This is a genomic window from Bacillus nitratireducens, from assembly GCF_001884135.1.
Lineage (GTDB): Bacteria > Bacillota > Bacilli > Bacillales > Bacillaceae_G > Bacillus_A > Bacillus_A nitratireducens.
Genome location: NZ_MAOC01000051.1, coordinates 91,588 through 113,010, shown reverse-complemented (window position 1 = coordinate 113,010; position 21,423 = coordinate 91,588). Strand labels below are relative to the sequence as shown.

Annotated in this window: 23 protein-coding genes; 20 read left to right on the top strand and 3 right to left on the bottom strand. The window is 36.2% G+C overall.

Features of this window, described 5'->3' with window-relative positions:
• Nucleotides 1-129 precede the first annotated feature (129 nt).
• The 15 genes from BAU23_RS16500 to BAU23_RS16430 all read left to right on the top strand — a co-directional run bounded on the left by BAU23_RS16500 (nucleotide 130) and on the right by BAU23_RS16430 (nucleotide 13,902).
• Nucleotides 130-2,274: an HD family phosphohydrolase gene (locus BAU23_RS16500; protein ID WP_000091502.1), complete on the top strand. Its 2,145-nt coding sequence runs from the start codon at nucleotides 130-132 to the stop codon at nucleotides 2,272-2,274.
• A complete protein-coding gene (gene ybeY, locus BAU23_RS16495) occupies nucleotides 2,271-2,741 on the top strand; it encodes an rRNA maturation RNase YbeY (protein WP_016130260.1) in 471 nt (156 codons plus the stop codon). The genes BAU23_RS16500 and ybeY overlap by 4 nt, the downstream gene beginning before the upstream one ends.
• A complete protein-coding gene (locus BAU23_RS16490) occupies nucleotides 2,738-3,091 on the top strand; it encodes a diacylglycerol kinase family protein (RefSeq protein WP_000715486.1) in 354 nt (117 codons plus the stop codon). The genes ybeY and BAU23_RS16490 overlap by 4 nt, the downstream gene beginning before the upstream one ends.
• Nucleotides 3,092-3,190: 99 nt before the next feature.
• Nucleotides 3,191-3,589 carry a cytidine deaminase gene (locus BAU23_RS16485; protein ID WP_001086292.1) on the top strand — a complete coding sequence of 133 codons (399 nt, stop codon included), beginning with the start codon at nucleotides 3,191-3,193 and terminating at the stop codon, nucleotides 3,587-3,589.
• On the top strand, nucleotides 3,582-4,487 hold the full coding sequence (era, locus tag BAU23_RS16480; protein ID WP_001080239.1) for a GTPase Era: 906 nt from the start codon (nucleotides 3,582-3,584) through the stop codon (nucleotides 4,485-4,487). Before BAU23_RS16485 ends, era begins: the two co-directional genes overlap by 8 nt.
• Before the next feature lie 176 nt (nucleotides 4,488-4,663).
• Nucleotides 4,664-4,807 carry a YqzL family protein gene (locus BAU23_RS16475; RefSeq protein WP_000883924.1) on the top strand — a complete coding sequence of 48 codons (144 nt, stop codon included), beginning with the start codon at nucleotides 4,664-4,666 and terminating at the stop codon, nucleotides 4,805-4,807.
• Nucleotides 4,808-4,840: 33 nt separating this feature from the next.
• Nucleotides 4,841-5,587 (top strand): DNA repair protein RecO, encoded by a 747-nt coding sequence (gene recO / locus BAU23_RS16470; RefSeq protein ID WP_000487006.1) that lies wholly within the window; start codon nucleotides 4,841-4,843, stop codon nucleotides 5,585-5,587.
• 106 nt (nucleotides 5,588-5,693) lie between these two features.
• Nucleotides 5,694-6,326, top strand: a complete 633-nt coding sequence (ccpN, locus tag BAU23_RS16465; RefSeq protein ID WP_002077328.1) for a transcriptional regulator CcpN — start codon at nucleotides 5,694-5,696, stop codon at nucleotides 6,324-6,326.
• 29 nt (nucleotides 6,327-6,355) lie between these two features.
• Complete coding sequence (locus BAU23_RS16460; RefSeq protein WP_000368933.1) at nucleotides 6,356-7,168, top strand: pyruvate, water dikinase regulatory protein; 813 nt, start codon at nucleotides 6,356-6,358, stop codon at nucleotides 7,166-7,168.
• A gap of 639 nt (nucleotides 7,169-7,807) precedes the next feature.
• Nucleotides 7,808-7,921, top strand: a complete 114-nt coding sequence (locus tag BAU23_RS30620) for a hypothetical protein (protein WP_000075007.1) — start codon at nucleotides 7,808-7,810, stop codon at nucleotides 7,919-7,921.
• A gap of 113 nt (nucleotides 7,922-8,034) precedes the next feature.
• Nucleotides 8,035-9,831 (top strand): DNA primase, encoded by a 1,797-nt coding sequence (gene dnaG, locus BAU23_RS16450; protein ID WP_071734831.1) that lies wholly within the window; start codon nucleotides 8,035-8,037, stop codon nucleotides 9,829-9,831.
• A 59-nt stretch (nucleotides 9,832-9,890) separates the two neighbouring features.
• Nucleotides 9,891-11,018 (top strand): RNA polymerase sigma factor RpoD, encoded by a 1,128-nt coding sequence (gene rpoD / locus BAU23_RS16445; RefSeq protein ID WP_000764062.1) that lies wholly within the window; start codon nucleotides 9,891-9,893, stop codon nucleotides 11,016-11,018.
• Between the two features lie 385 nt (nucleotides 11,019-11,403).
• Nucleotides 11,404-11,760: a cytochrome c550 gene (cccA, locus tag BAU23_RS16440; protein WP_000828145.1), complete on the top strand. Its 357-nt coding sequence runs from the start codon at nucleotides 11,404-11,406 to the stop codon at nucleotides 11,758-11,760.
• Nucleotides 11,761-12,076: 316 nt separating this feature from the next.
• Nucleotides 12,077-12,784, top strand: a complete 708-nt coding sequence (locus tag BAU23_RS16435) for a tRNA (adenine(22)-N(1))-methyltransferase (protein ID WP_001006562.1) — start codon at nucleotides 12,077-12,079, stop codon at nucleotides 12,782-12,784.
• Nucleotides 12,781-13,902 carry a Nif3-like dinuclear metal center hexameric protein gene (locus BAU23_RS16430; protein WP_016130259.1) on the top strand — a complete coding sequence of 374 codons (1,122 nt, stop codon included), beginning with the start codon at nucleotides 12,781-12,783 and terminating at the stop codon, nucleotides 13,900-13,902. The genes BAU23_RS16435 and BAU23_RS16430 overlap by 4 nt, the downstream gene beginning before the upstream one ends.
• Nucleotides 13,903-13,942: 40 nt before the next feature.
• Here the strand turns inward: BAU23_RS16430 and BAU23_RS16425 are convergent, their stop codons facing one another.
• Together BAU23_RS16425 and vrrA are read right to left on the bottom strand one after the other, a co-directional pair.
• Nucleotides 13,943-14,893: a 4-hydroxy-3-methylbut-2-enyl diphosphate reductase gene (locus BAU23_RS16425; RefSeq protein ID WP_000706652.1), complete on the bottom strand. Its 951-nt coding sequence runs from the start codon at nucleotides 14,891-14,893 to the stop codon at nucleotides 13,943-13,945.
• A gap of 89 nt (nucleotides 14,894-14,982) precedes the next feature.
• Complete coding sequence (vrrA, locus tag BAU23_RS16420; RefSeq protein ID WP_016130258.1) at nucleotides 14,983-15,702, bottom strand: VrrA/YqfQ family protein; 720 nt, start codon at nucleotides 15,700-15,702, stop codon at nucleotides 14,983-14,985.
• 181 nt (nucleotides 15,703-15,883) lie between these two features.
• Between vrrA and BAU23_RS16415 the strand changes: the two genes are divergently transcribed.
• Together BAU23_RS16415 and BAU23_RS16410 are read left to right on the top strand one after the other, a co-directional pair.
• A complete protein-coding gene (locus BAU23_RS16415) occupies nucleotides 15,884-17,194 on the top strand; it encodes a DEAD/DEAH box helicase (RefSeq protein WP_000175089.1) in 1,311 nt (436 codons plus the stop codon).
• A 233-nt stretch (nucleotides 17,195-17,427) separates the two neighbouring features.
• A complete protein-coding gene (locus tag BAU23_RS16410) occupies nucleotides 17,428-18,324 on the top strand; it encodes a deoxyribonuclease IV (RefSeq protein WP_000912449.1) in 897 nt (298 codons plus the stop codon).
• A gap of 19 nt (nucleotides 18,325-18,343) precedes the next feature.
• Here BAU23_RS16410 and BAU23_RS16405 read toward each other — a convergent pair whose 3' ends face one another.
• Nucleotides 18,344-18,598: a DUF2624 domain-containing protein gene (locus BAU23_RS16405; RefSeq protein ID WP_001048956.1), complete on the bottom strand. Its 255-nt coding sequence runs from the start codon at nucleotides 18,596-18,598 to the stop codon at nucleotides 18,344-18,346.
• 151 nt (nucleotides 18,599-18,749) lie between these two features.
• Here BAU23_RS16405 and BAU23_RS16400 point away from each other — a divergent pair, with 151 nt between their 5' ends.
• The 3 genes from BAU23_RS16400 (at nucleotide 18,750) to BAU23_RS16390 (ending at nucleotide 21,412) form a co-directional block, all read left to right on the top strand.
• Nucleotides 18,750-19,628 (top strand): YitT family protein, encoded by an 879-nt coding sequence (locus tag BAU23_RS16400; protein ID WP_000412583.1) that lies wholly within the window; start codon nucleotides 18,750-18,752, stop codon nucleotides 19,626-19,628.
• A 180-nt stretch (nucleotides 19,629-19,808) separates the two neighbouring features.
• Nucleotides 19,809-20,579, top strand: a complete 771-nt coding sequence (locus BAU23_RS16395; RefSeq protein ID WP_001059657.1) for a metal ABC transporter ATP-binding protein — start codon at nucleotides 19,809-19,811, stop codon at nucleotides 20,577-20,579.
• Nucleotides 20,579-21,412: a metal ABC transporter permease gene (locus BAU23_RS16390; RefSeq protein ID WP_000613830.1), complete on the top strand. Its 834-nt coding sequence runs from the start codon at nucleotides 20,579-20,581 to the stop codon at nucleotides 21,410-21,412. Before BAU23_RS16395 ends, BAU23_RS16390 begins: the two co-directional genes overlap by 1 nt.
• The last annotated feature ends 11 nt before the right edge of the window (nucleotides 21,413-21,423 follow it).

Sequence of the window (21,423 nt, the reverse complement as noted above, 5' to 3'; positions counted from 1 at the left end):
AAAGACGAGGGAAATAAACTATAGGTGACGGTCTATAAAAATATGGTCTTAAAAAGTATCGTTGCCTAGAAGAAATGAAAGCTATAAATAGTTTCACTTTATTTCTGGAGAGGAGAAGGTATTGAAATCATGTCAAGATCTCAAGAAATTTTTAAGTGGTTTCGTAATATACAACATTCGAAAAAACTAAGTTGGGTTTCTTACGTATTATTAGGAGCAGTACTGTTTTTTGCACTTATGAATAATGTAAAGCCAGAGCAATTAGATGTTAAAGAGCTCGAAATTGCTAAAAAAACAATTCACTCTCCTATTAAAATTGAAGATAAAGCCGCAACGGCGAAAAAGAAAAACGAAGCCGCTCAAAAGGTTGAGGATAAATATACATATAAAAGCGAATATAAGCAAAATAAAGTGGATATTGTAACTTCCGTCTTTGATGCGGTAAGTGAAGTAGAGGCAGAGGCTAAATCGACTGGCCCAGACGAGTATAGAAAAATTTCTGATGTGGACAAATTGGACAAGTTAAAGAAGAAATTACCAACAGATTTAGCGAAAAGCTTAACAGATTCGATTTTGTTGAAATTTATTAATGCTGATTCAAGTCAATTGTCATTGGCAAAGGATGCGGCTGTAACAGCAGTTAATAAAATTATGAGGGAACACATCAAGATGGATCAAGAAGAAGCTGCAAGAGAACAATTCGTTACTGAAATGAGTAGCGTAAGTATAAGCAGTGATTTAAAAGATGCGGTGAATACACTAGGGAAGTATGCGGTTACAGCGAACTATTTTTATGATTCAGCTGCGACGAAAGATAGTAAAAAAATAGCGGAAGATTCAGTTGCATCAGTTTTTATCCTTCAAGGGCAAGTTCTTGTGAAAGAAGGCGATACGATTTCACGAGAAGCATATGAGCAGTTGAAATTAGCAGGATTGTTAGAGAAGGGCAATACCTTCCAACCTTATGTTGGTCTAGCGGTACTCATTTGTGTGTTATTGTACTTTATGCATAAGCAGTTTGAAGTGTTTTTACAGCGGAAAAGAGAAGATAGGCCGTATGTCTTAGCTTATATTACAATTTTGTCTATCACGATTGTTTTAATGAAAATCATTAGTTTGTTTCAAAAGCTTGAATATGCAGGAATCGCGTATGTTGTTCCAGTTGCGATGGGAACAATACTTGTAAAATTAATGATTGGTGATCGATTTGTATTTTTAACGAGTATGATCTTTTCTGTATGCGGAAGTATTATGTTTAATGAAGGTGTAACGAGTACACTGAATTATAGTGTGGGGATTTATGTTTTATTAAGTTCATTATCAGTTAGTATTTTCTTGAGAGAAAAAAATCGTCGTACGATGATTTTACAAGCTGGTATACTCGTTTCTGTATTAAATGTAGTCGTATTAGCGGCTTTGCTATTATTACGTAACGGGAATTTTTCACCTCTTGAAATTGGGGTGCAATTATTAATGGCTGCTGTTTCGGGTATTATCTCTTCTGTTCTAGCTATGGGGATTTTACCGTATTTAGAAAGTGGTCTTGGGATTGTATCAAGTATGAAATTGATGGAACTTTCAAGTCCGAATCACCCGCTTTTACGCAAAATTTTATTAGAAGCACCAGGTACCTATCACCATAGTGTAATGGTAGCTAATCTCTCAGAAGCTGCTTGTGAAGCAGTTGGAGCAAATGGAGTATTAGCGCGTGTAGGGGCGTATTATCATGATGTAGGGAAAACTGTACAACCACAGTTTTTTATTGAAAACCAAATGGGTATTGAAAACCCGCATGATAGATTAGACCCTGTAACGAGCAAAGATATTATAATTGCTCATGTAACCGATGGGGTGAGAATGTTAGAAGAACACCATATACCTCAAGAAATTATCGATATTGCTGGACAGCATCATGGTACAACGCTACTTAAATATTTTTATTATAATGCGATTAAAGAAGATAAAGAGAAATATACGGAGGAAATGTTCCGCTATCCAGGATCAAAAGCAACTTCTAAAGAGTCGGCGATCGTTGGTATTGCTGATAGTGTGGAAGCGGCGGTACGTTCGATGAACCATCCAACACCAGATCAGATTAATAATTTAGTGCAAAGTATTATTAAAGATCGCCTGCAAGATGGTCAATTTAGTGAATGTGATTTGACATTTAAGGAACTACAAATCGTTGGAAAAACGTTATGTGAAACGTTAAATGGTATTTTCCATTCCCGTATTACATATCCGGAACCGCCGGAAGAAAAGGAGAAAGAATGAGTTTATTAATTGATTTTATTGATGAAACAGAAGAAGTGAAAGACGAATATATAAGTTTGATTCGAGGTTTAGTAGAGAAAGCAGCCCAAATGGAGGACATAGAAGAAGGCGCAGAATTATCGGTTACATTTGTAGATAATGAACGTATTCGTGAAATAAACCGTGATTACCGAGATAAGGATCAGCCTACGGATGTTATTTCTTTTGCTATGGAAGAAATGGGAGAAGGAGAAATGGAAATTATCGGTGCGGAGATGCCACGTATGTTAGGGGATCTTATTATTTCTATTCCAAGAGCGAAAGAGCAAGCTGAGGAATATGGACACTCTTTTGATCGTGAACTTGGGTTTTTAGCGTTACATGGCTTTTTACATTTGCTTGGTTATGATCACATGACAGAAGAAGATGAAAAAGAAATGTTTGGAAGACAAAAAGAAATTTTAGAGGCATTTGGATTAGGGCGATGAAAAAAGGAAAACTTATAAATAGTTTTGGATATGCTATAGCTGGTATATACTTTTGTCTTCGTCATGAACGAAATATGAAAATTCATTATTTAGCCGCAGTCATTGTCATATGCTGCGGCTTTTATTTCCATATTACAAAAATAGAATGGATTGTATTACTTATTGTGATTGGAATTGTAATGAGTTTGGAGATGGTGAATACGGCTATTGAAAAAACAGTAGATTTAGCAACCACCGATATTCATCCGTTTGCGAAAAACGCAAAGGATGTTGCAGCGGGATCAGTTTTATTATTTACGATTATAGCTGTTGTAATTGGTGCTATTATCTTCTTACCGTATATGGTATAGTTGCATTCCAAAGCTTTTATTAAGCTTTGGGAGCGCCGTGAGGGCCTTTAATAGAAGAATGTATCTATTCACAGCTGTGAACGGAAAGGATGCGGGAATATGAATAGCAAACAATTAATTCAAGAAGCAATCGAAGCGCGTAAACAAGCGTACGTACCATATTCTAAATTTCAAGTAGGTGCAGCTTTACTAACTCAGGATGGAAAAATATATCGTGGATGTAATGTTGAAAATGCATCATATGGTTTATGTAACTGTGCAGAAAGAACAGCTTTATTTAAGGCGATTTCTGAAGGTGATAAAGGGTTTGTAGCTATTGCAGTTGTAGCGGATACAAAGCGTCCGGTACCTCCTTGTGGAGCATGCCGACAAGTTATGATAGAATTATGTAAACAGGATACGAAAGTATACCTATCAAATTTACATGGTGACGTTCAAGAGACTACAGTTGGAGAATTGTTACCAGGAGCATTTTTAGCGGAGGATTTACATGAATAGAAAAGGTTATAAATCAGGTTTTGTCTCTATTATTGGCAGACCGAATGTTGGAAAATCTACATTTTTAAATCGTATTATCGGCCAAAAAATTGCCATTATGAGTGACAAGCCACAAACAACTCGTAATAAAATTCAAGGCGTATATACAGAAAATGATTCACAAGTAATTTTCATTGATACACCAGGAATACATAAACCTAAACATAAACTAGGCGATTTCATGGTGAAGATGGCTCAAACGACATTAAAAGAAGTTGATATTGTTCTGTTTATGGTCAATGCAGTTGAAGGATTTGGTCGTGGTGAGGAATTCATTATTGAGAAATTAAAAGAAACGAAACAACCAGTATTTTTGGTAATTAATAAAATTGACCAACTTCATCCAGAGCAATTATTAGAGTTAATTGATCAATACCGTAAACTATATGAGTTTGCAGAGATTGTACCAATTTCTGCATTAGACGGTAATAATGTGGACGCTTTAATTGGAACAATTAAAAAGTATTTACCAGAAGGACCGCAATACTACCCAGATAATCAAGTAACGGATCATCCAGAGCGATTTATTATTTCAGAACTTATTCGTGAAAAAGTATTACATTTAACACGTGAAGAAGTGCCGCACTCTGTAGCGGTTGTTATTGATGCGATTCAAAAACGTGAGGGTGGAGCGGTTTATATAAACGCAACGATTGTTGTTGAACGTGCATCACAAAAAGGAATTATTATAGGTAAGCAAGGGAAGATGTTAAAAGAAGTCGGTAAGCGAGCTCGTTTTGACATTGAAGCACTACTTGGTTCTAAAGTATTTTTAGAAGTATGGGTAAAAGTGCAAAAGGATTGGCGTAATAAGATGTCGCAGCTTCGTGACCTTGGTTTCCGTGAAGACGAGTATTAATATGGAGTAAAGTTGTAATCAGTGGATGGTTCATTCATCCACTGATTATTGGTTTTTATGAACCTTGATAAATTAGGAAAAATTTTTCTCACATGAAAATGAACAAAATGGGTCAATTTAATAACAACAAAGGAAATTGGTTTATAGGCTACGCTTATTGAGAAAGGTGGATTCTTATGCTAGATTTTACCTGGAAGTTTTTCTCCAAAACAGGAAGCATTGAAACGTATTTGCTTTTGAAAGAAATGGAAAAAGACGTAAACGATGAGATGGATCAACATGAAGAGGAGTTAGCTCATTTAGACTCTCCAATTTCTTGACCCGTTTTGTTCAAACCTTGGATGGTGACGAACATGTTTCAAAAAGTTGAGGGCATTGTTATCCGTACGACAGATTACGGAGAAACGAACAAGATTGTTACAATATTCTCACGGGAATTTGGTAAGGTAAGTGCAATGGCAAGAGGGGCGAAAAAACCGAAGAGTCGGTTAGCAGCTGTTTCGCAACTTATGACACATGGTCATTTTCTTATTCAAATAGGATCTGGACTTGGAACTTTGCAACAAGGCGAGATTATTTCATCTATGAAAGAAATTCGTGAGGATATATTTTTAACTGCTTATGCATCATTTATTATTGAATTAACTGATAAAGCAACAGAAGATAAGAAGAATAATCCGTATTTATTTGAAATGTTATATCAAACGTTGCATTATATGTGTGAGGGTGTTGACCCTGAAGTATTATCATTAATTTATCAAACGAAAATGCTTCCGGTATTAGGGATGCGCCCGTACTTTGATACATGTGCTATTTGTCATCAAGAAACAGATTTTGTCGCCTTCTCTGTTCGGGAAGGCGGTTTTCTGTGCTCGCGTCATGCAGAGCAAGATCAGTATCGTATTCCGGTGGGAGAGGCTGTTCATAAATTATTACGTCTCTTTTTTCACTTCGATCTACACCGGCTCGGTAATGTATCGGTGAAGGACAGTACAAAAAAACAAATGCGCACAGTATTGAATACATATTATGATGAATATTGTGGGATTTATTTGAAATCAAGGCGTTTCTTAGAACAACTTGATAAATTTCAAATATAATTAGGGCCGTATACGGTCCTTTTTACATACTTTCTTTTTCGAATAGCATATTTAGTATATAATATTTAAGAGATAGTATAACTTTTTTCGTTGTGCATTAAAGGTGGTGATTATCATAGAGCTGAATAAACGGCAAGAACATATCATTCAGATTGTAAAAGATCACGGTCCTATTACAGGGGAGTCAATTGCTGCGCAATTGGGTTTAACACGTGCAACGCTAAGACCAGACTTAGCAATTTTAACGATGGCTGGTTATTTAGAAGCGCGTCCACGCGTAGGTTATTTTTATACGGGTAAAACTGGGGGACAGCTATTATCTGAAGCTGTTAAAAAAATTAAAGTGCAAGATTATCAATCTAGACCTGCTGTAATTGATAAAAATGTATCAGTATACGATGCAATCTGTACTATGTTTCTAGAGGATGTTGGTACATTGTTTGTTGTAGATCAAGCTATTTTATTGGTTGGCGTTGTATCTCGTAAAGATTTATTAAGAGCTAGCTTAGGGAAGCAGGATTTAACCTCACTTCCGGTTAATATTATCATGACAAGGATGCCAAACATTGCGATGTGTCGCAGGGAGGATTCTTTATATGATATTGCGATGGAATTAATAGAAAGACAGATTGATGCAATGCCAGTTGTAAAGGACACGAAACAAGGTCTAGAAGTGATTGGGCGAATTACAAAAACAAATATTACACGTGCGTTTGTAAATTTAGTAAATAACGAATAAGTGTAATTTGTTTAAAGTGAGGTAATGTAATGGATAATAAAATCGTATATGTCGTATCTGACTCTGTAGGAGAAACGGCTGATTTGGTTGTTAGAGCGGCAATGGGACAGTTCCCATTCGCTCCTGATATTAGACGTGTACCTTATGTAGAAGATACAGGGACATTAAAAGAAGTGATTTCAATTGCCAAGAGCAATAAGGCGCTTATTTGTTTTACGTTAGTAAAGCCTGATATGCGTCAATATTTATTGACAGAGGCGGCAAAAGAAGGGGTAGAGGCATACGATATTATCGGACCTCTTATCGATCAAATTGAAGAAATTACAGGGCAAGTACCAAGGTATGAGCCAGGTGTCGTTCGAAGATTAGATGAAGAGTACTTTAAAAAGATTGAAGCGATTGAATTTGCGGTTAAGTATGATGATGGTAGAGATGCACGTGGTATTTTAAAAGCCGATATCGTGTTGATTGGAATTTCACGTACATCAAAAACACCACTTTCACAATATTTAGCGCATAACAAACGCTTGAAAGTTGCCAATGTACCACTTGTACCAGAAGTGGATCCGCCTGAGGAATTATATAAAGTGGCAAAAGAGAAATGTTTCGGTTTGAAAATTACACCGGATAAGTTAAATCATATTCGAAAAGAACGATTAAAATCACTTGGATTAAGTGATGGAGCAACATATGCGAATATTAATCGTATTAAAGAAGAAATCGTTCATTTTGAGAATGTAGTGAGTAAAATAAATTGTCAAGTGATTGATGTATCAAATAAGGCGATTGAAGAAACAGCTAATATTATTGTGAATGCAGTGCAAAACCAAAAAATGTTTTAGCACATTTACCACAGGTGAATGTGCTTTTTTCGCTCGTGAGAAGTAGGACAATAACTGTCGATTTAGTAATAGAATACAGTGTAATGGTTATACTTATATTCTTCTGTTTTTTTATTATGTTGAAGGAACGATTTAGTTATCTTTAAATGTAAAATGAAAATTAAAGGGATATGTAGCGTAGTTGAAGAAAATATATTATAATAAAAAATTGTGATAAAAACCTATATTTTACGTTTAGACTTTAATTTTTCAGAATAAACTAGGGATAGGATTTGCGAAAAAGACATGTATTTACGTTAAATCGACAAAATCTAAACAAGAAAACGCACATTATGGAAGGATTCACAGAAGGGATGTAGAATACAGAAATATGCAAAACATCAGTGAGACATTAGTTGATGCAGATGCATATCCTGTGAAGGATGAAATTGTGGGCGTTAGAACAAAAATTTATGTCGAAATTTTGTTTGTCGTATCGTAGGCTCATCGTTTAAGGAAACAGCAAGATAATTGGGTCTATGTAGATTTTAAGTAAGATGAAGTCGGTTTTTATATTTATCAACATGCAAAAGCTACAGATTTCGTGATCACATAGGATATGTGGCTTGCTAGTCTTCTTTTGAAAAAGGAGTACATGTATTGTCTCCACGAAGTACATTTGTAAAAGATGAGCAAATGGATACAATTTTATATAGTAGGTATGTATTTGTGAAGTTACGCAAGAAAGGGGCTTATACAAAAGGCCCAAAATAGTTTACACAACGTGATCGACAGCACTTTCTAATAAATTTAGAAAAAATATTGTCGAATTATAAAGGAATCTTGTAATTAATATCGAATACAAACTACGACACGGAGATGGAGTTATGGGGAACAGAATTCCCGAAGAAGTTGTTGAACAGATTCGGACGTCATCCGATATTGTAGAAGTGATAGGTGAGTATGTTCAACTTAGAAAGCAGGGGCGTAACTATTTCGGCCTTTGTCCATTTCATGGTGAGAATTCCCCTTCATTCTCTGTTTCATCTGATAAGCAAATTTTTCATTGCTTCGGATGTGGAGAAGGTGGAAATGTCTTTTCTTTTCTTATGAAAATGGAAGGACTTGCTTTCACGGAGGCTGTTCAAAAGCTGGGTGAAAGAAATGGAATTGCAGTTGCAGAATATACATCAGGGCAAGGACAACAAGAAAACATATCTGATGACACTGTCATCATGCAACAGGCTCATGAACTTTTGAAGAAGTATTATCACCATTTATTAGTAAATACAGAAGAAGGAAATGAAGCACTTTCGTATTTATTAAAACGTGGTATTACAAAAGAAATGATTGAGAAGTTTGAAATTGGTTATGCATCACCAGCTTGGGATGCAGCGACAAAAATTTTGCAAAAAAGAGGTTTTTCGCTATCTAGTATGGAACAAGCCGGCCTTCTTATAAGAAGCGAGAAGGATGGTAGTCATTATGACCGATTCCGTGGAAGGGTTATGTTTCCAATTTACACTTTACAAGGTAAGGTGATAGCGTTTAGTGGAAGGGCGCTAGGAGATGATACTCCGAAATATTTAAATAGCCCCGAAACACCAATTTTTCATAAAAGTAAGTTGTTGTATAACTTCCACCAAGCAAGGCCGTATATTAGAAAACGTGGGCAGGTTGTCCTTTTTGAAGGATATGCCGATGTACTAGCCGCGGTAAAAAGTGGTGTGGAAGAAGCTGTTGCGACAATGGGAACAGCTTTAACTGAAGAACAAGCGAAACTTCTGCGACGTAACGTTGAAACTGTTGTTCTTTGCTATGATGGTGATAAAGCAGGGCGAGAAGCGACGATGAAAGCAGGGCAGTTGTTATTGCAAGTTGGTTGCCAAGTGAAAGTCACACCCTTGCCAGATAAGCTTGATCCTGATGAATATGTGCAACAATATGGGACAACTGCTTTTGAAAATCTTGTGAAATCAAGTATAAGTTTTGTTGGTTTCAAAATAAATTATTTGCGTTTAGGGAAAAATTTGCAAGATGAGTCTGGCAAAGAAGAATATGTAAAAAGTGTTTTAAAAGAGTTATCATTGCTACAGGATGCGATGCAGGCTGAATCATATTTAAAGTCATTATCGCAAGAATTTTCGTATTCAATGGAAACACTTTTGAATCAATTGCACCAATATCGCAAAGAACAAAAGGTACAGCAAAAACAAATAAAGCAGGTTTCTAAGCCATCTCAAATTGTTCAAACGAAACCGAAGTTAACAGGTTTTGAAAGGGCAGAAAGAGAAATTATTTACCATATGTTGCAAAGTGCAGAAGTGGCTGTTCGTATGGAACCCCATATAGAAGATTTTCATACACAAGAACATAAAGGGATTTTATATGAACTATACGCATATTATGAAAAGGGAAATGAACCTTCAGTCGGAACATTTTTAAGTTGGCTCTCTGATGAAAAGTTGAAAAATATTATCACTGATATTTCGACGGATGAATTTATTAATCCAGAATACACAGAAGAAGTGTTGCAAGGTCATTTGGAGACGCTCAAACGTCATCAGGAAAAACTTGAAAAGATGGAAATCATCTTTAAAGTAAAACAAATGGAAAAAACAGATCCTGTAGAGGCTGCTAAATATTATGTGGCATATTTACAAAATCAAAAAGCAAGGAAATAGCTTTTTTGATAAAATTTTAGTATAATGAATGTTTGTATCTCGCGTAAGGAGGGGAACAGATGGCTGACAAACCAGCTCGTTCTAAACAAATTGAAACTGAAATGACCCTTGAGCAAGTGAAAGAACAACTCACTGAGCTCGGAAAAAAACGTGGCGTTCTTACATATGAAGAGATTGCAGAACGCATGAATGGATTTGAAATTGAATCCGATCAAATGGATGAATACTATGAATATTTAGGTGAACAAGGGATTGACTTAGTTGGTGACAATGACAACGACGAAGGTCCTAATAATCGCCAAATTACAAAAACGGAAGAAGAATTTGACCTTAATGATTTAAGTGTGCCGCCAGGTGTGAAAATCAATGACCCTGTTCGTATGTACTTAAAAGAAATTGGTCGTGTAGACTTACTATCTGCTGAAGAAGAAATTCGACTTGCGACACGTATTGAAGAAGGCGATGAAGAAGCAAAACGCCGTCTTGCGGAAGCAAACTTACGTCTTGTAGTAAGTATTGCAAAGCGCTACGTGGGCCGTGGTATGCTTTTCTTAGACTTAATCCAAGAAGGAAATATGGGTCTAATTAAGGCAGTTGAAAAGTTCGACTACCGTAAAGGTTTTAAATTTAGTACGTATGCAACTTGGTGGATTCGCCAAGCTATTACACGTGCGATTGCAGACCAAGCGCGAACAATTCGTATTCCAGTTCATATGGTTGAAACAATTAATAAGTTAATCCGTGTACAACGTCAATTATTACAAGATTTAGGACGCGAACCATCACCTGAAGAGATTGGTGAAGAAATGGATCTTGCTCCAGAAAAAGTACGCGAAATTTTAAAAATTGCACAGGAGCCAGTTTCTCTTGAAACACCAATTGGTGAAGAAGATGACTCCCATTTAGGTGACTTTATTGAAGACCAAGAAGCAACATCGCCTGCGGACCATGCAGCGTATGAGTTGCTAAAAGAACAATTAGAAGATGTGTTAGATACACTAACAGATCGTGAAGAAAATGTTCTGCGTCTTCGTTTTGGTTTAGATGATGGACGAACTCGTACGCTTGAAGAAGTTGGGAAAGTATTCGGCGTAACGAGAGAACGTATTCGTCAAATTGAAGCGAAAGCACTTCGCAAATTAAGACATCCAAGCCGTAGTAAGCGTCTTAAGGATTTCTTAGAATAGGCTACCTTTAAGTTTACTTCACTTTTGTGAAGTAAACTTTTTTATTTTGTTAATTTTTGTTAAAATTTAGCTATCGGCAACGATTACAATTTCTTGTAATTTATTTTACAGAATTGTCTTTTGATTTGCAAATGCTCATTTTTCGATTTTTCGATTTATTTTGTTTATTATATACAAAATAATATGTAGAAAAGTAAAAAATATGATGAGAAACGTTAGTAATTATCGAAATAATATGCGATATAATAGTGAAAATCAATAAACTGAATTTATGGAATATTTTTAACAAATATTAGTTTACTCTTTTCTGATAGAACGTTTTCAAGTACAATAAAAATGACTGAATCATCTAACTATTTAGGGGTATAGAGGGGGGAGAAGAGATATGAAACGTAATCCGTTGATTCCGTTCGCTCTTATTGCAGCATTAGGTATTATCGTTATGTTTGTATTTTCATTTCAGGGGCTAAATAAATCTAAAGAGTTAGCTGATGCAAAAAATGGTGGGAAACCAGCGCAAACAGCATCAAAGCCAGAGGATATTGTAAAGCAAAGCTGTACGAGCTGTCACGGTGATCAGTTACAAGGAGCAGTGGGACCTAATTTACAAAAAATTGGTGGGAAACTTTCAAAAGATGAAATTAAAGAAATTCTTTCAAAAGGAAAAGGGAATATGCCGCCAAATATAGTTCCAGCTGATCAAGCGGCAAAAGTAGCTGATTGGTTATCGAAGAAAAAATAAAGTGAAACTTTAATCAGTGGGGGTTCATCCCCCATTGATTATTAGCCTTCACCAATCGGGCGTTTACGGGCAGTTGGTCTCCCACCTAGCTTCTTTGTTCTAGCCGAGTTTTGAGGTGGGAGTCTTACTGTCCGCAAATAGCGGGGTAAAGTATAGAAAAACAAGCCTTTTGCTTTTGTGCAAAAGGCTTGTTTTTCTATACTTTCTAAAATACGATTAGTAATAGAGAATGGAAGTGTTGTTATGGACTTGCAACAACCACTATAAATTCATTATCATGGAGACAGACTGACAAGAGAAGGAGTAATGGAAATACATGAATGAAGTAAAGCTTTCAAAACGATTAGAAGAAGTTGTGCGGGAGATTCCAGTAGGATCCACAGTAGCTGATATTGGATCGGATCATGCGTATTTACCGTGTTATACAATTATAAATAATATTGCTACAAAAGCAGTTGCAGGAGAAGTTGTAGATGGACCATTTCGATCTGCGCAAGCAACTGTAGCTGAAAGTGGCCTGCGAGATAAGGTAGACGTTCGTAAAGGGAATGGATTAGAAGTAATTACACCAGGGGAAGTAGATGTGATTACAGTTGCTGGTATGGGTGGAGCATTAATTCGTGACATTTTAGAAAGTGGTAAAGAAAAATTAGAAGGTGTAACACGTTTAATTTTACAGCCGAACATTGCAGCACATCACATTCGTGAATGGTTTATTGAAAATGGCTGGGAGCTTATCCATGAAAAAATCGTAAAAGAAGACGGGAAAATTTACGAGATTTTAGTTGGGGAACGAGGAAATATTGCAGCACCTTATTCGGATAATAAACAAGCTGAATTGTTTATGGGTCCATTTTTAATAAAAGAAAAAAGTGAAGCTTTTGTTGAAAAGTGGGAAGGAGAATTGAAAAACTTCCAAAATATTTTAAAACAGTTAGAGCGTGCGGCAGAATCTGAAGAAACACAGGCGAAGCGTGCAGAAGTAGACGCGAAAATGAAAATGATAGGGGAGGTTTTATCATGAGTAAAATTCCGAATGGTCATGAAATTATTTCTTTATTTGAAAGTATGTATCCGAAGCATTTAGCGATGGAAGGGGATAAGATCGGCCTGCAGATTGGGGCACTTAATAAACCTGTGCAGCACGTACTAATCGCGTTAGATGTAACGGAGGAAGTTGTGGACGAGGCGATCCAATTAGGGGCGAATATCATTATAGCGCACCATCCTTTAATCTTTAGTCCATTAAAAGCGATTCATACAGATAAGGCGTACGGAAGAATTATTGAGGCGTGTATTAAAAATGATATTGCGATTTATGCAGCACATACAAATGTAGATATTGCTAAGGGCGGGGTAAATGATTTACTTGCTGATGCGTTAGGGTTACAAAATACAGAAGTATTAGTTCCTACATATGCAGAAGAAATGAAAAAAATTGTTGTATTTGTTCCGGTAACTCATGCAGAAGAAGTTCGCAAAGCTCTTGGAGATGCGGATGCAGGTCATATCGGTAGTTACAGCCACTGTACGTTCGGTAGTGAAGGGGTGGGTACGTTTATCCCTCAAGAAGGTACAAACCCTTATATCGGTGAAACTGGACAGTTAGAACGTGTGGACGAGGTGCGTATCGAAACGATTATTCCAGCTTCATTACAAAGAAAAGTTATTAAATCGATGTTGGCAGCCCATCCATACGAAGAAGTGGCGTATGATGTATATCCTCTTGATAATAAAGGTGAAACATTAGGCCTTGGTAAAATAGGGTATTTACAAGAAGAAATGACGCTTGAGCAGTTCGCTTTACACGTGAAACAATCATTACATGTAAAGGGTGCGCGAGTTGTCGGGAAGTTAGATGATACAGTGCGTAAAGTAGCTGTACTTGGTGGTGACGGTAATAAATATATAAACCAAGCGAAATTTAAAGGGGCAGATGTATATGTAACAGGTGACATGTATTACCATGTTGCTCATGATGCGATGATGCTTGGTTTAAATATAGTTGATCCAGGACATAACGTTGAAAAAGTAATGAAGCAAGGTGTGCAAAAGCAATTACAAGAAAAAGTGGATGCAAAGAAATTCAATGTACACATTCATGCTTCGCAGTTACATACAGATCCGTTTACATTTGTATAAGAAAAATAAAAACCGTTGCTCATATAGGCAACGGTTTTTATTATTGTTCTTTTTTCACTTTTACACGAGGTAAGATTTTTTGAAGTGGTACTTTTCGAATTCTTTCCCACGTAGCCGGATTCATTGGGTCATATTGATCCAAGAAAGCGATAACCTCTTTTGTAATTGGTGTTGGAGTAGAAGCACCTGCTGTAACAGCTACGTTTTCTACACCTTGTAGCCACTCTAATTGAATTTCACTTACATCCGCAACACGATAAGCTTTCGTACCAGCAATTTCTTGTGATACTTGCGCTAAGCGATTCGAATTGTTACTTTTTGGATCACCAACAACGATTGTTAAATCTGCAACATCCGCTTGTTTAGCTACCGCTTCTTGGCGAACTTGAGTTGCTAAACAAATTTCCTTATGGAATTCTGCTGTTGGGAATTTTTTCTGAATGTCCTCCATTAAATGTTGAACGTCCCATTGACTCATTGTTGTTTGATTCGTAACTAAAATTTTATCCGTTGGGATTTCTAATGTTTCTAAATCATCAGCTCTTTCGATAAGATGAACGATATCAGGTGCAATACCAACCGCGCCTTCTGGTTCTGGATGGTTTTTTTTGCCGATATAAATGACATGGTATCCTTCAGCTTTTTTTGCTTCAATAAGGTCATGTGTTTTTGTAACATCTGGACAAGTTGCATCGATTGTCGTTAAACCTTTTTCTTTTGCACGTTGTTTAACTTCAGGAGAAACACCGTGAGCAGTAAAAATAACAGTACCAGAATCAATTTGATCTAAAATATCTAAGCGACTTGGTCCGTCTAACGTAATGATTCCATCTTCTTCAAAAGCGTCTGTAACATGTTTATTGTGAACAATCATACCTAAAATATAAATAGGTCTCGGTAATGATTTATCTAATGCAGCGTTACGTGCAATTACCATTGCATCGACAACACCGTAGCAATAACCACGAGGGGAAATTTTAACAATTTTCATATGAGTAATCCTCTCCTTCTAAACAAGAGATACTTTTGTGCATAGTCTTTTACATTATAAAGGAGGAGGGGATAGAAAACAAAGGATTGTTACACATATAGTTTTGGTTTTGTTGCTGATTGTTGAACGGGTTCTTTCGGAACCTCTTTTTCTATTACCGGTTCAAGCACTATTTTTTTTCGTTTTCGTTTCCTTTTTGGAGGTGGAGGAGGTGGAGTTGCTACCTCAACCTGTTCTGTTGCATCTTCAGTTTGATTTTCTTCCGTACTTTTTCCAGAGGTGAGGATTTTAACAATGCTTGGTAGACTACGCATAATGGGACCGTACTGTTCGACAACAGGACCGACAGATTGCACGACTTGAGATACTTTTTCGATATTATTTATCATATTAGTTGGGTTCGAAATTAAATTTGAAAAAAAACTACCGATGCCACTGCTAGATGCCGCTGCAGTTGTAGCTGACGCAGTACCACGTGTATCATTTGATTCATACATTTGAGGTGGTATCATCTGCTCTGGATATTGCTGCATGTATGGTTGATATTGTTGTGTATATTGTTGTTGGTATGGTTGTTGCTGTTGATATTGGGGCGGCGGTTGTTGGTACATCATCGGTGGCCCTTCCATTTGTCGATAAGGAGGGACCATTTGCATGAAAGGTTCGGTTGGATCGTGTTTTTTAAAGAGTTTAGCAAGGAAACCTTTCTTTTTTTGAGCCATCGGTGGTAGTTGTGGAATCGGATATGGTGTGTAAGATTGTTGTCCTCGATTCGGATACATTTGTCTTATAGGGGATTTCGGAAACATGTGGGAAATCCTCCTTTCTTCAGTTAGGTATATACACATACAATATGCAATGAAAGGGAAGAAGGTTAGTTTTTGAAGTAAAAACCTAAACTAAAGATGGATTTTACTTGTAGATTTCGATATAATGTAGACTTGACTGATTTGTGCGCGCAGTAGAAATTTTAGAAAGAAGGTGTAACTTATGACACTACAAACTTTTACACAGTATGATTTTAAACCATTTTTAATAGATGCAGTTCGTGAACTACGCTTTTCAGAGCCGACAGGAATTCAACAGAAAATTTTCCCGGTTGTGAAAAAAGGTGTGAGTGTAATTGGACAATCCCAAACAGGTTCTGGGAAAACACATGCATACTTACTTCCTACATTAAACAGAATTGATGCAAGTCGTGAAGAAGTACAACTTGTTATTACAGCGCCTACTCGTGAGTTAGCACAACAAATTTACGAAGAAATCGTGAAATTAACAAAGTTCTGTGCAGAAGATCAAATGATTACAGCACGTTGTTTAATTGGTGGAACTGATAAACAACGATCAATTGAAAAGTTGAAAAAACAACCTCATATTGTAGTTGGAACACCAGGACGTATTAAAGACTTAGTAGAAGAAAAAGCGTTATTTGTTTATAAAGCAAATACTATTATTGTCGATGAAGCAGACTTAATGCTTGATATGGGATTCATTCAAGATGTAGATAAAATTGCAGGACGTATGCCTAAAAACTTACAAATGCTAGTTTTCTCTGCAACAATTCCTCAAAAATTAAAACCGTTTTTGAAGAAATATATGGAGAATCCAGAGCATATTCATATTAATCCGAAACAAGTTGCAGCAGGAAATATTGAGCATTATCTTGTGCCTTCAAGACACCGTAATAAAATTGAATTAGTGAAAAATATGCTACTTCAATTTAAACCGTACCTAGCAATTGTGTTTACAAACACAAAGAAGAAGGCTGATGAAGTAGCCGATGGATTAGCAGAACGTGGGTTAAAAGTAGGGCGTATACACGGTGATTTATCACCACGTGATCGTAAAAAAATGATGAAACAAGTTCGTGATTTAGAGTTCCAATATATTGTTGCAACAGATTTAGCAGCACGCGGTATTGATATTGAAGGAATTAGTCATGTTATTAACTATGAACTTCCATCAGATTTAGATTTCTTCGTTCACCGTGTTGGAAGAACTGCACGTGCGGGTCATTCAGGTATTGCAGTGACAATTTATGATCCAGCAAATGAAGAAGCGTTAGATAGTTTGGAAAAACAACGTCATATCGAGTTTAAGCATGTAGATTTACGCGGAGATGAGTGGGCGGATTTAGGTGACCGTCGTCGTCGTAAGAGCCGTAAAAAACCAAATGATGGACTAGATGTTATGGCAACAAAAGTTGTTAAAAAGCCGAAGAAAGTAAAACCAAACTATAAACGAAAACTTGCAACAGAACGTGATAAAGTGAAGAGAAAATATAGCAATAAAAAAAGATAAGGGATTTTCCCTTATCTTTTTTTATCCCGCTATTTGTGAGAGCATATAATCAGTAAGGATAGAAAAATATTGATTAAAGTTTTGCCTAATCCAGTTAAGTTAAATATAGAGTATAGCTTGTTTAAATAGTCATATAAATTTGCGTAGTGCCTTTTTTGAGAACAAACAATTCACTACATTTTTCTACAAATTATGCTATCATTATATCTATTGTATATTGAAGAGGTGATTGTATGTTAAAGATTGGATCTCATGTTTCAATGAGTGGTAAGAAGATGTTATTAGCAGCAAGTGAAGAGGCTGTTTCGTACGGTGCAACAACGTTCATGATTTATACAGGTGCACCGCAAAATACACGAAGAAAACCAATTGAAGAATTGAATATAGAAGCAGGAAGAAAACATATGGAACTGAACGGTATTGAAGAAATTATCGTCCATGCTCCCTATATTATTAATGTTGGGAATACGACGAAACCTGAGACGTTTCAATTAGGTGTTGACTTCCTTCGTATGGAAATTGAAAGAACGGCAGCATTAGGTGTGGCGAGACAAATTGTTCTTCACCCAGGAGCTCACGTTGGTGCAGGAGCAGATGCTGGTATTCAACAAATTATTAAAGGGCTTAATGAAGTAATAACGCCAGAACAAACGGTTAACATTGCGCTAGAAACGATGGCAGGAAAGGGAACGGAATGCGGTCGTAGCTTCGAAGAAATTGCGAAAATTATTGATGGCGTAAAATATAATGAAAAGTTATCTGTATGTTTTGATACGTGTCATACGCACGATGCAGGTTATGACATTGTAAATGATTTTGACGGTGTATTAAACGAATTTGATAAGATTGTTGGTATTGATCGTTTGCAAGTACTTCATATTAATGATAGTAAAAATGTACGCGGCGCAGGAAAGGACCGTCATGAAAATATCGGTTTTGGTCATATCGGTTATAAAGCGTTGCATCATATTGTGCATCATCCGCAGTTAATGCACGTACCAAAAATTCTTGAAACGCCGTATGTAGGTGAAGATAAAAAAGACAAGAAGCCACCATATAAATTAGAAATCGAAATGCTGAAGAATGGTACTTTTGATGAAGGGATTCTTGAAAAAATTAAAGCACAATAAGGAGGGGATTTTCCCCTCCTTATTTTAATAGTTGCTGAAATAAAGTATTTACTTGTTGGGCGGTGGCAGGAGAAGTTACCTTTGCGATTTGTTTTAAGAGATCTAGTCGCTCGTTATTATCGTAAATGTTAATATTTTTTCCTTTCATAAGTAAAACAATTTGATCAGCTTGTGCGGTTGTAATTGGAACTTCATATTCTTTGCTATATTTTAATAGCTCTTTTGTAGAAATATGGTTTAATTTTTTATTAACAATTTGTTTGATGAGGTTCATCGTGTTGTCCTCCTTCACACGTTCTACTATCGAAATATATGTGCACATAGCTTGTATATATTCTTATAGAGTTTCGTTTTTTCCATGAGAAAAAGAAGCTTATGCTATAATATAAGAACAAAACTATAGATAAAGAGTATAAGGAGGACTTATGGAAAAAAAGCAACATCGAAAAGAAAGTGTTATTCATCTTATATATCGCTTAGTTATGATTATCTTTGGAGCAGCGTGTGCGGCGGTAGCGATTGAACTATTTTTAATGCCAAATAAAATTATTGATGGTGGAATTATTGGTATTTCTCTTATATTAGATTATCTTACTCCTAATATTTGGTGGTTAAGTTTTTCTACTTTAGTTGTTATCCTTAACATTCCGTTTATGTACTCGGGTTATAAACAAATTGGAAAAACATTCATGTTATCTTCTGCGTTCGGAATCGTTGCTTTAGCATTTATTGAATCGACGTTGCACGCTGTCCCGCCATTTACAACTGAGCCGATTTTAGCGACAGTGTTTGGCGGTCTTATTTTAGGTCTTGGTGTAGGGCTCGTTATTCGTCACGGTGGATCAATGGACGGAACAGAAATTATGGGTATTTTATTAACGAAGAAATTACCTTTCTCTGTTGGCGAGTTTGTAATGTTTGTGAACTTATTTATTTTTGCGTGGGCAGCATTTGTGTTTGGCGTTGAACAGGCGATGTATTCTGTTATGACGTACTATATCGCATTTAAAACTATTGATACAGTAATTCAAGGATTAGACGAAACGAAAGCAGTTTTAATAGTGTCAGATCAATATGAAGAAGTATCAAATGCAATTTTACACCGCCTTGGCCGTGGAACAACAAAACTTGTTGCTAAAGGTGGCTATACAGATAAAGAAAAAGAAGTTATTTATGCAGTTGTAACGCGTCTTGAAGTGACGAAGTTAAAGTCGATTGTGCATGAAATTGATGAAAATGCCTTTGTTACGATTATGAGTACGCAGGAGACGAATGGCGGTAAGTTTAAATCAGCGATTCACTAAAAAATTAATTACAATATCTTTCGAAAGCAGAGAAATTTTCTCTGCTTTTTGTTATAATAGTAAGGTTTCTGGAAATAAGGAATATATTTTGGGCAGATTGGTTTACAACTATAATAAGCTGTACTATAATTCAAATAGAGATAAATCGGAATCATTCTGAATTAAAATAGGTGATGTGTAATGAATAATATATTAGAAATAGAAGGACTTACGTTTCGGTATGAAGATCGAAATGTGTTAGAAGATATTAATTTGCAAGTTCCGAAGGGAGCTTTTTTAGGTTTAGTTGGACCAAATGGTTCAGGGAAATCGACTTTACTTAAATGTTTATTGGGTGTTTTAAAGCCGAAGCAAGGAAGTATTAGATTGTTTGGCATTGATAGTAAAAAGTTTAAAGAGTGGAATAAAGTTGGTTATGTATCTCAAAAGGCAAATAGCTTTAACTCAGGTTTCCCGGCGACTGTTTTTGAAGTTGTTTCAATGGGACTTGTTTCCAAAAAAGGTCTTTTTCGCTTCTTTACGAAAGACGATAAGGCGAAAGTAGAAAAAGCGATTGCTGATGTAGGGATGAGTGAGTTCCAAGGTCGCAACATTGGAGAGCTTTCTGGTGGACAACAACAACGTGTATTTATTGCTCGTGCACTTGTAAGTGATCCGGAATTACTTATTTTGGACGAACCTACTGTTGGGATTGATGTGAAAAATGTGGAAAGCTTCTATGAGATACTAGAGGATTTAAACAAAAGGCTAGGGATCACGTTAATTCTTGTTACGCACGATATGGGTGCTGTAACAGAAAAAGTGACGCATGTTGCATGTTTAAATCAGCATCTACATTTCCATGGGAATGTAGAGAAATTCCGAGAGTTAGAAGATGCCGAAATGTCGATTTTATATGGACATCATGTTCATCGCTTAGAACATGAACATGGGCATCACGGGAGGATATAATGATACAGGATTTTTTACAATATGATTTTTTACGTAATTCTTTATACGCTGGTGTTTTAATAGGGCTTGTCGCACCACTTATCGGCGTGTTCGTTGTAATTCGTCGTATGTCGCTTATTGCGGATGCATTAAGTCATGTGACGTTGTCGGGAATTGCAGCAAGTTTATTACTTGAAAAGACAATCTTTACTGGTGGGTTTTTAAACCCTTTATATATGGGAATGTTTTTTTCAATCGGTGGAGCATTGCTAATTGAAAAATTACGTACTGTATATAAGCATTATCAAGAGTTAGCAATTCCGATTATACTTTCAGCAGGGATGGGGATTGGAGTTATCTTCATTTCACTTGCTAATGGATTCAATACGGATTTATTTAGTTATTTATTTGGTAGTGTAAGTGCTGTAACAAGTGCGGATTTAATTATTATTGGGATAGTAGCAATTGTAGTTATTATAACGATTGTTTTATTATACAAAGAGTTGTTTTTACTATCATTTGATGAGGAATACGCTGTATCAACCGGTTTGAGTGCAAAGTGGATTCACTTTATTTTCATTATATTAGTTGCTCTTGTAATTGCGGTATCAATGCGGGTTGTAGGTGTTCTTCTCGTATCATCTTTAATGACGTTACCAGTTGCAGCAAGTATTCGTATTGCAAAAGGATTTAAACAAACAATTTTCTTTTCCATTTTATTTGGTGAAATTGCAGTAATTGGTGGAATGTTTGCTTCGTATCAACTTGATCTAGCACCAGGTGGTACAATTGTTATGATAGCGGTTCTTATTTTAATCGGTGCGATTTTATGGAAGAAGAAAAAAACTGCATAAAGTAGGGATAG

Excerpts from the sequence above, each read along its gene's own strand:
- ybeY (WP_016130260.1), top strand. The coding sequence starts at position 2,271 with ATGAGTTTATTAATTGATTTTATTGATGAAACAGAAGAAGTGAAAGAC.
- BAU23_RS16390 (WP_000613830.1), top strand. The coding sequence starts at position 20,579 with ATGATACAGGATTTTTTACAATATGATTTTTTACGTAATTCTTTATAC.
- era (WP_001080239.1), top strand. The coding sequence starts at position 3,582 with ATGAATAGAAAAGGTTATAAATCAGGTTTTGTCTCTATTATTGGCAGA.
- BAU23_RS16500 (WP_000091502.1), top strand. The coding sequence starts at position 130 with ATGTCAAGATCTCAAGAAATTTTTAAGTGGTTTCGTAATATACAACAT.
- BAU23_RS16410 (WP_000912449.1), top strand. The coding sequence starts at position 17,428 with ATGTTAAAGATTGGATCTCATGTTTCAATGAGTGGTAAGAAGATGTTA.
- BAU23_RS16475 (WP_000883924.1), top strand. The coding sequence starts at position 4,664 with ATGCTAGATTTTACCTGGAAGTTTTTCTCCAAAACAGGAAGCATTGAA.
- BAU23_RS16430 (WP_016130259.1), top strand. The coding sequence starts at position 12,781 with ATGAGTAAAATTCCGAATGGTCATGAAATTATTTCTTTATTTGAAAGT.
- BAU23_RS16435 (WP_001006562.1), top strand. The coding sequence starts at position 12,077 with ATGAATGAAGTAAAGCTTTCAAAACGATTAGAAGAAGTTGTGCGGGAG.
- BAU23_RS16485 (WP_001086292.1), top strand. The coding sequence starts at position 3,191 with ATGAATAGCAAACAATTAATTCAAGAAGCAATCGAAGCGCGTAAACAA.
- recO (WP_000487006.1), top strand. The coding sequence starts at position 4,841 with ATGTTTCAAAAAGTTGAGGGCATTGTTATCCGTACGACAGATTACGGA.
- vrrA (WP_016130258.1), bottom strand. The coding sequence starts at position 15,702 with ATGTTTCCGAAATCCCCTATAAGACAAATGTATCCGAATCGAGGACAA.
- BAU23_RS16395 (WP_001059657.1), top strand. The coding sequence starts at position 19,809 with ATGAATAATATATTAGAAATAGAAGGACTTACGTTTCGGTATGAAGAT.
- rpoD (WP_000764062.1), top strand. The coding sequence starts at position 9,891 with ATGGCTGACAAACCAGCTCGTTCTAAACAAATTGAAACTGAAATGACC.
- cccA (WP_000828145.1), top strand. The coding sequence starts at position 11,404 with ATGAAACGTAATCCGTTGATTCCGTTCGCTCTTATTGCAGCATTAGGT.
- BAU23_RS16425 (WP_000706652.1), bottom strand. The coding sequence starts at position 14,893 with ATGAAAATTGTTAAAATTTCCCCTCGTGGTTATTGCTACGGTGTTGTC.
- BAU23_RS16490 (WP_000715486.1), top strand. The coding sequence starts at position 2,738 with ATGAAAAAAGGAAAACTTATAAATAGTTTTGGATATGCTATAGCTGGT.
- BAU23_RS16415 (WP_000175089.1), top strand. The coding sequence starts at position 15,884 with ATGACACTACAAACTTTTACACAGTATGATTTTAAACCATTTTTAATA.
- BAU23_RS16460 (WP_000368933.1), top strand. The coding sequence starts at position 6,356 with ATGGATAATAAAATCGTATATGTCGTATCTGACTCTGTAGGAGAAACG.
- dnaG (WP_071734831.1), top strand. The coding sequence starts at position 8,035 with ATGGGGAACAGAATTCCCGAAGAAGTTGTTGAACAGATTCGGACGTCA.
- BAU23_RS16405 (WP_001048956.1), bottom strand. The coding sequence starts at position 18,598 with ATGAACCTCATCAAACAAATTGTTAATAAAAAATTAAACCATATTTCT.
- BAU23_RS16400 (WP_000412583.1), top strand. The coding sequence starts at position 18,750 with ATGGAAAAAAAGCAACATCGAAAAGAAAGTGTTATTCATCTTATATAT.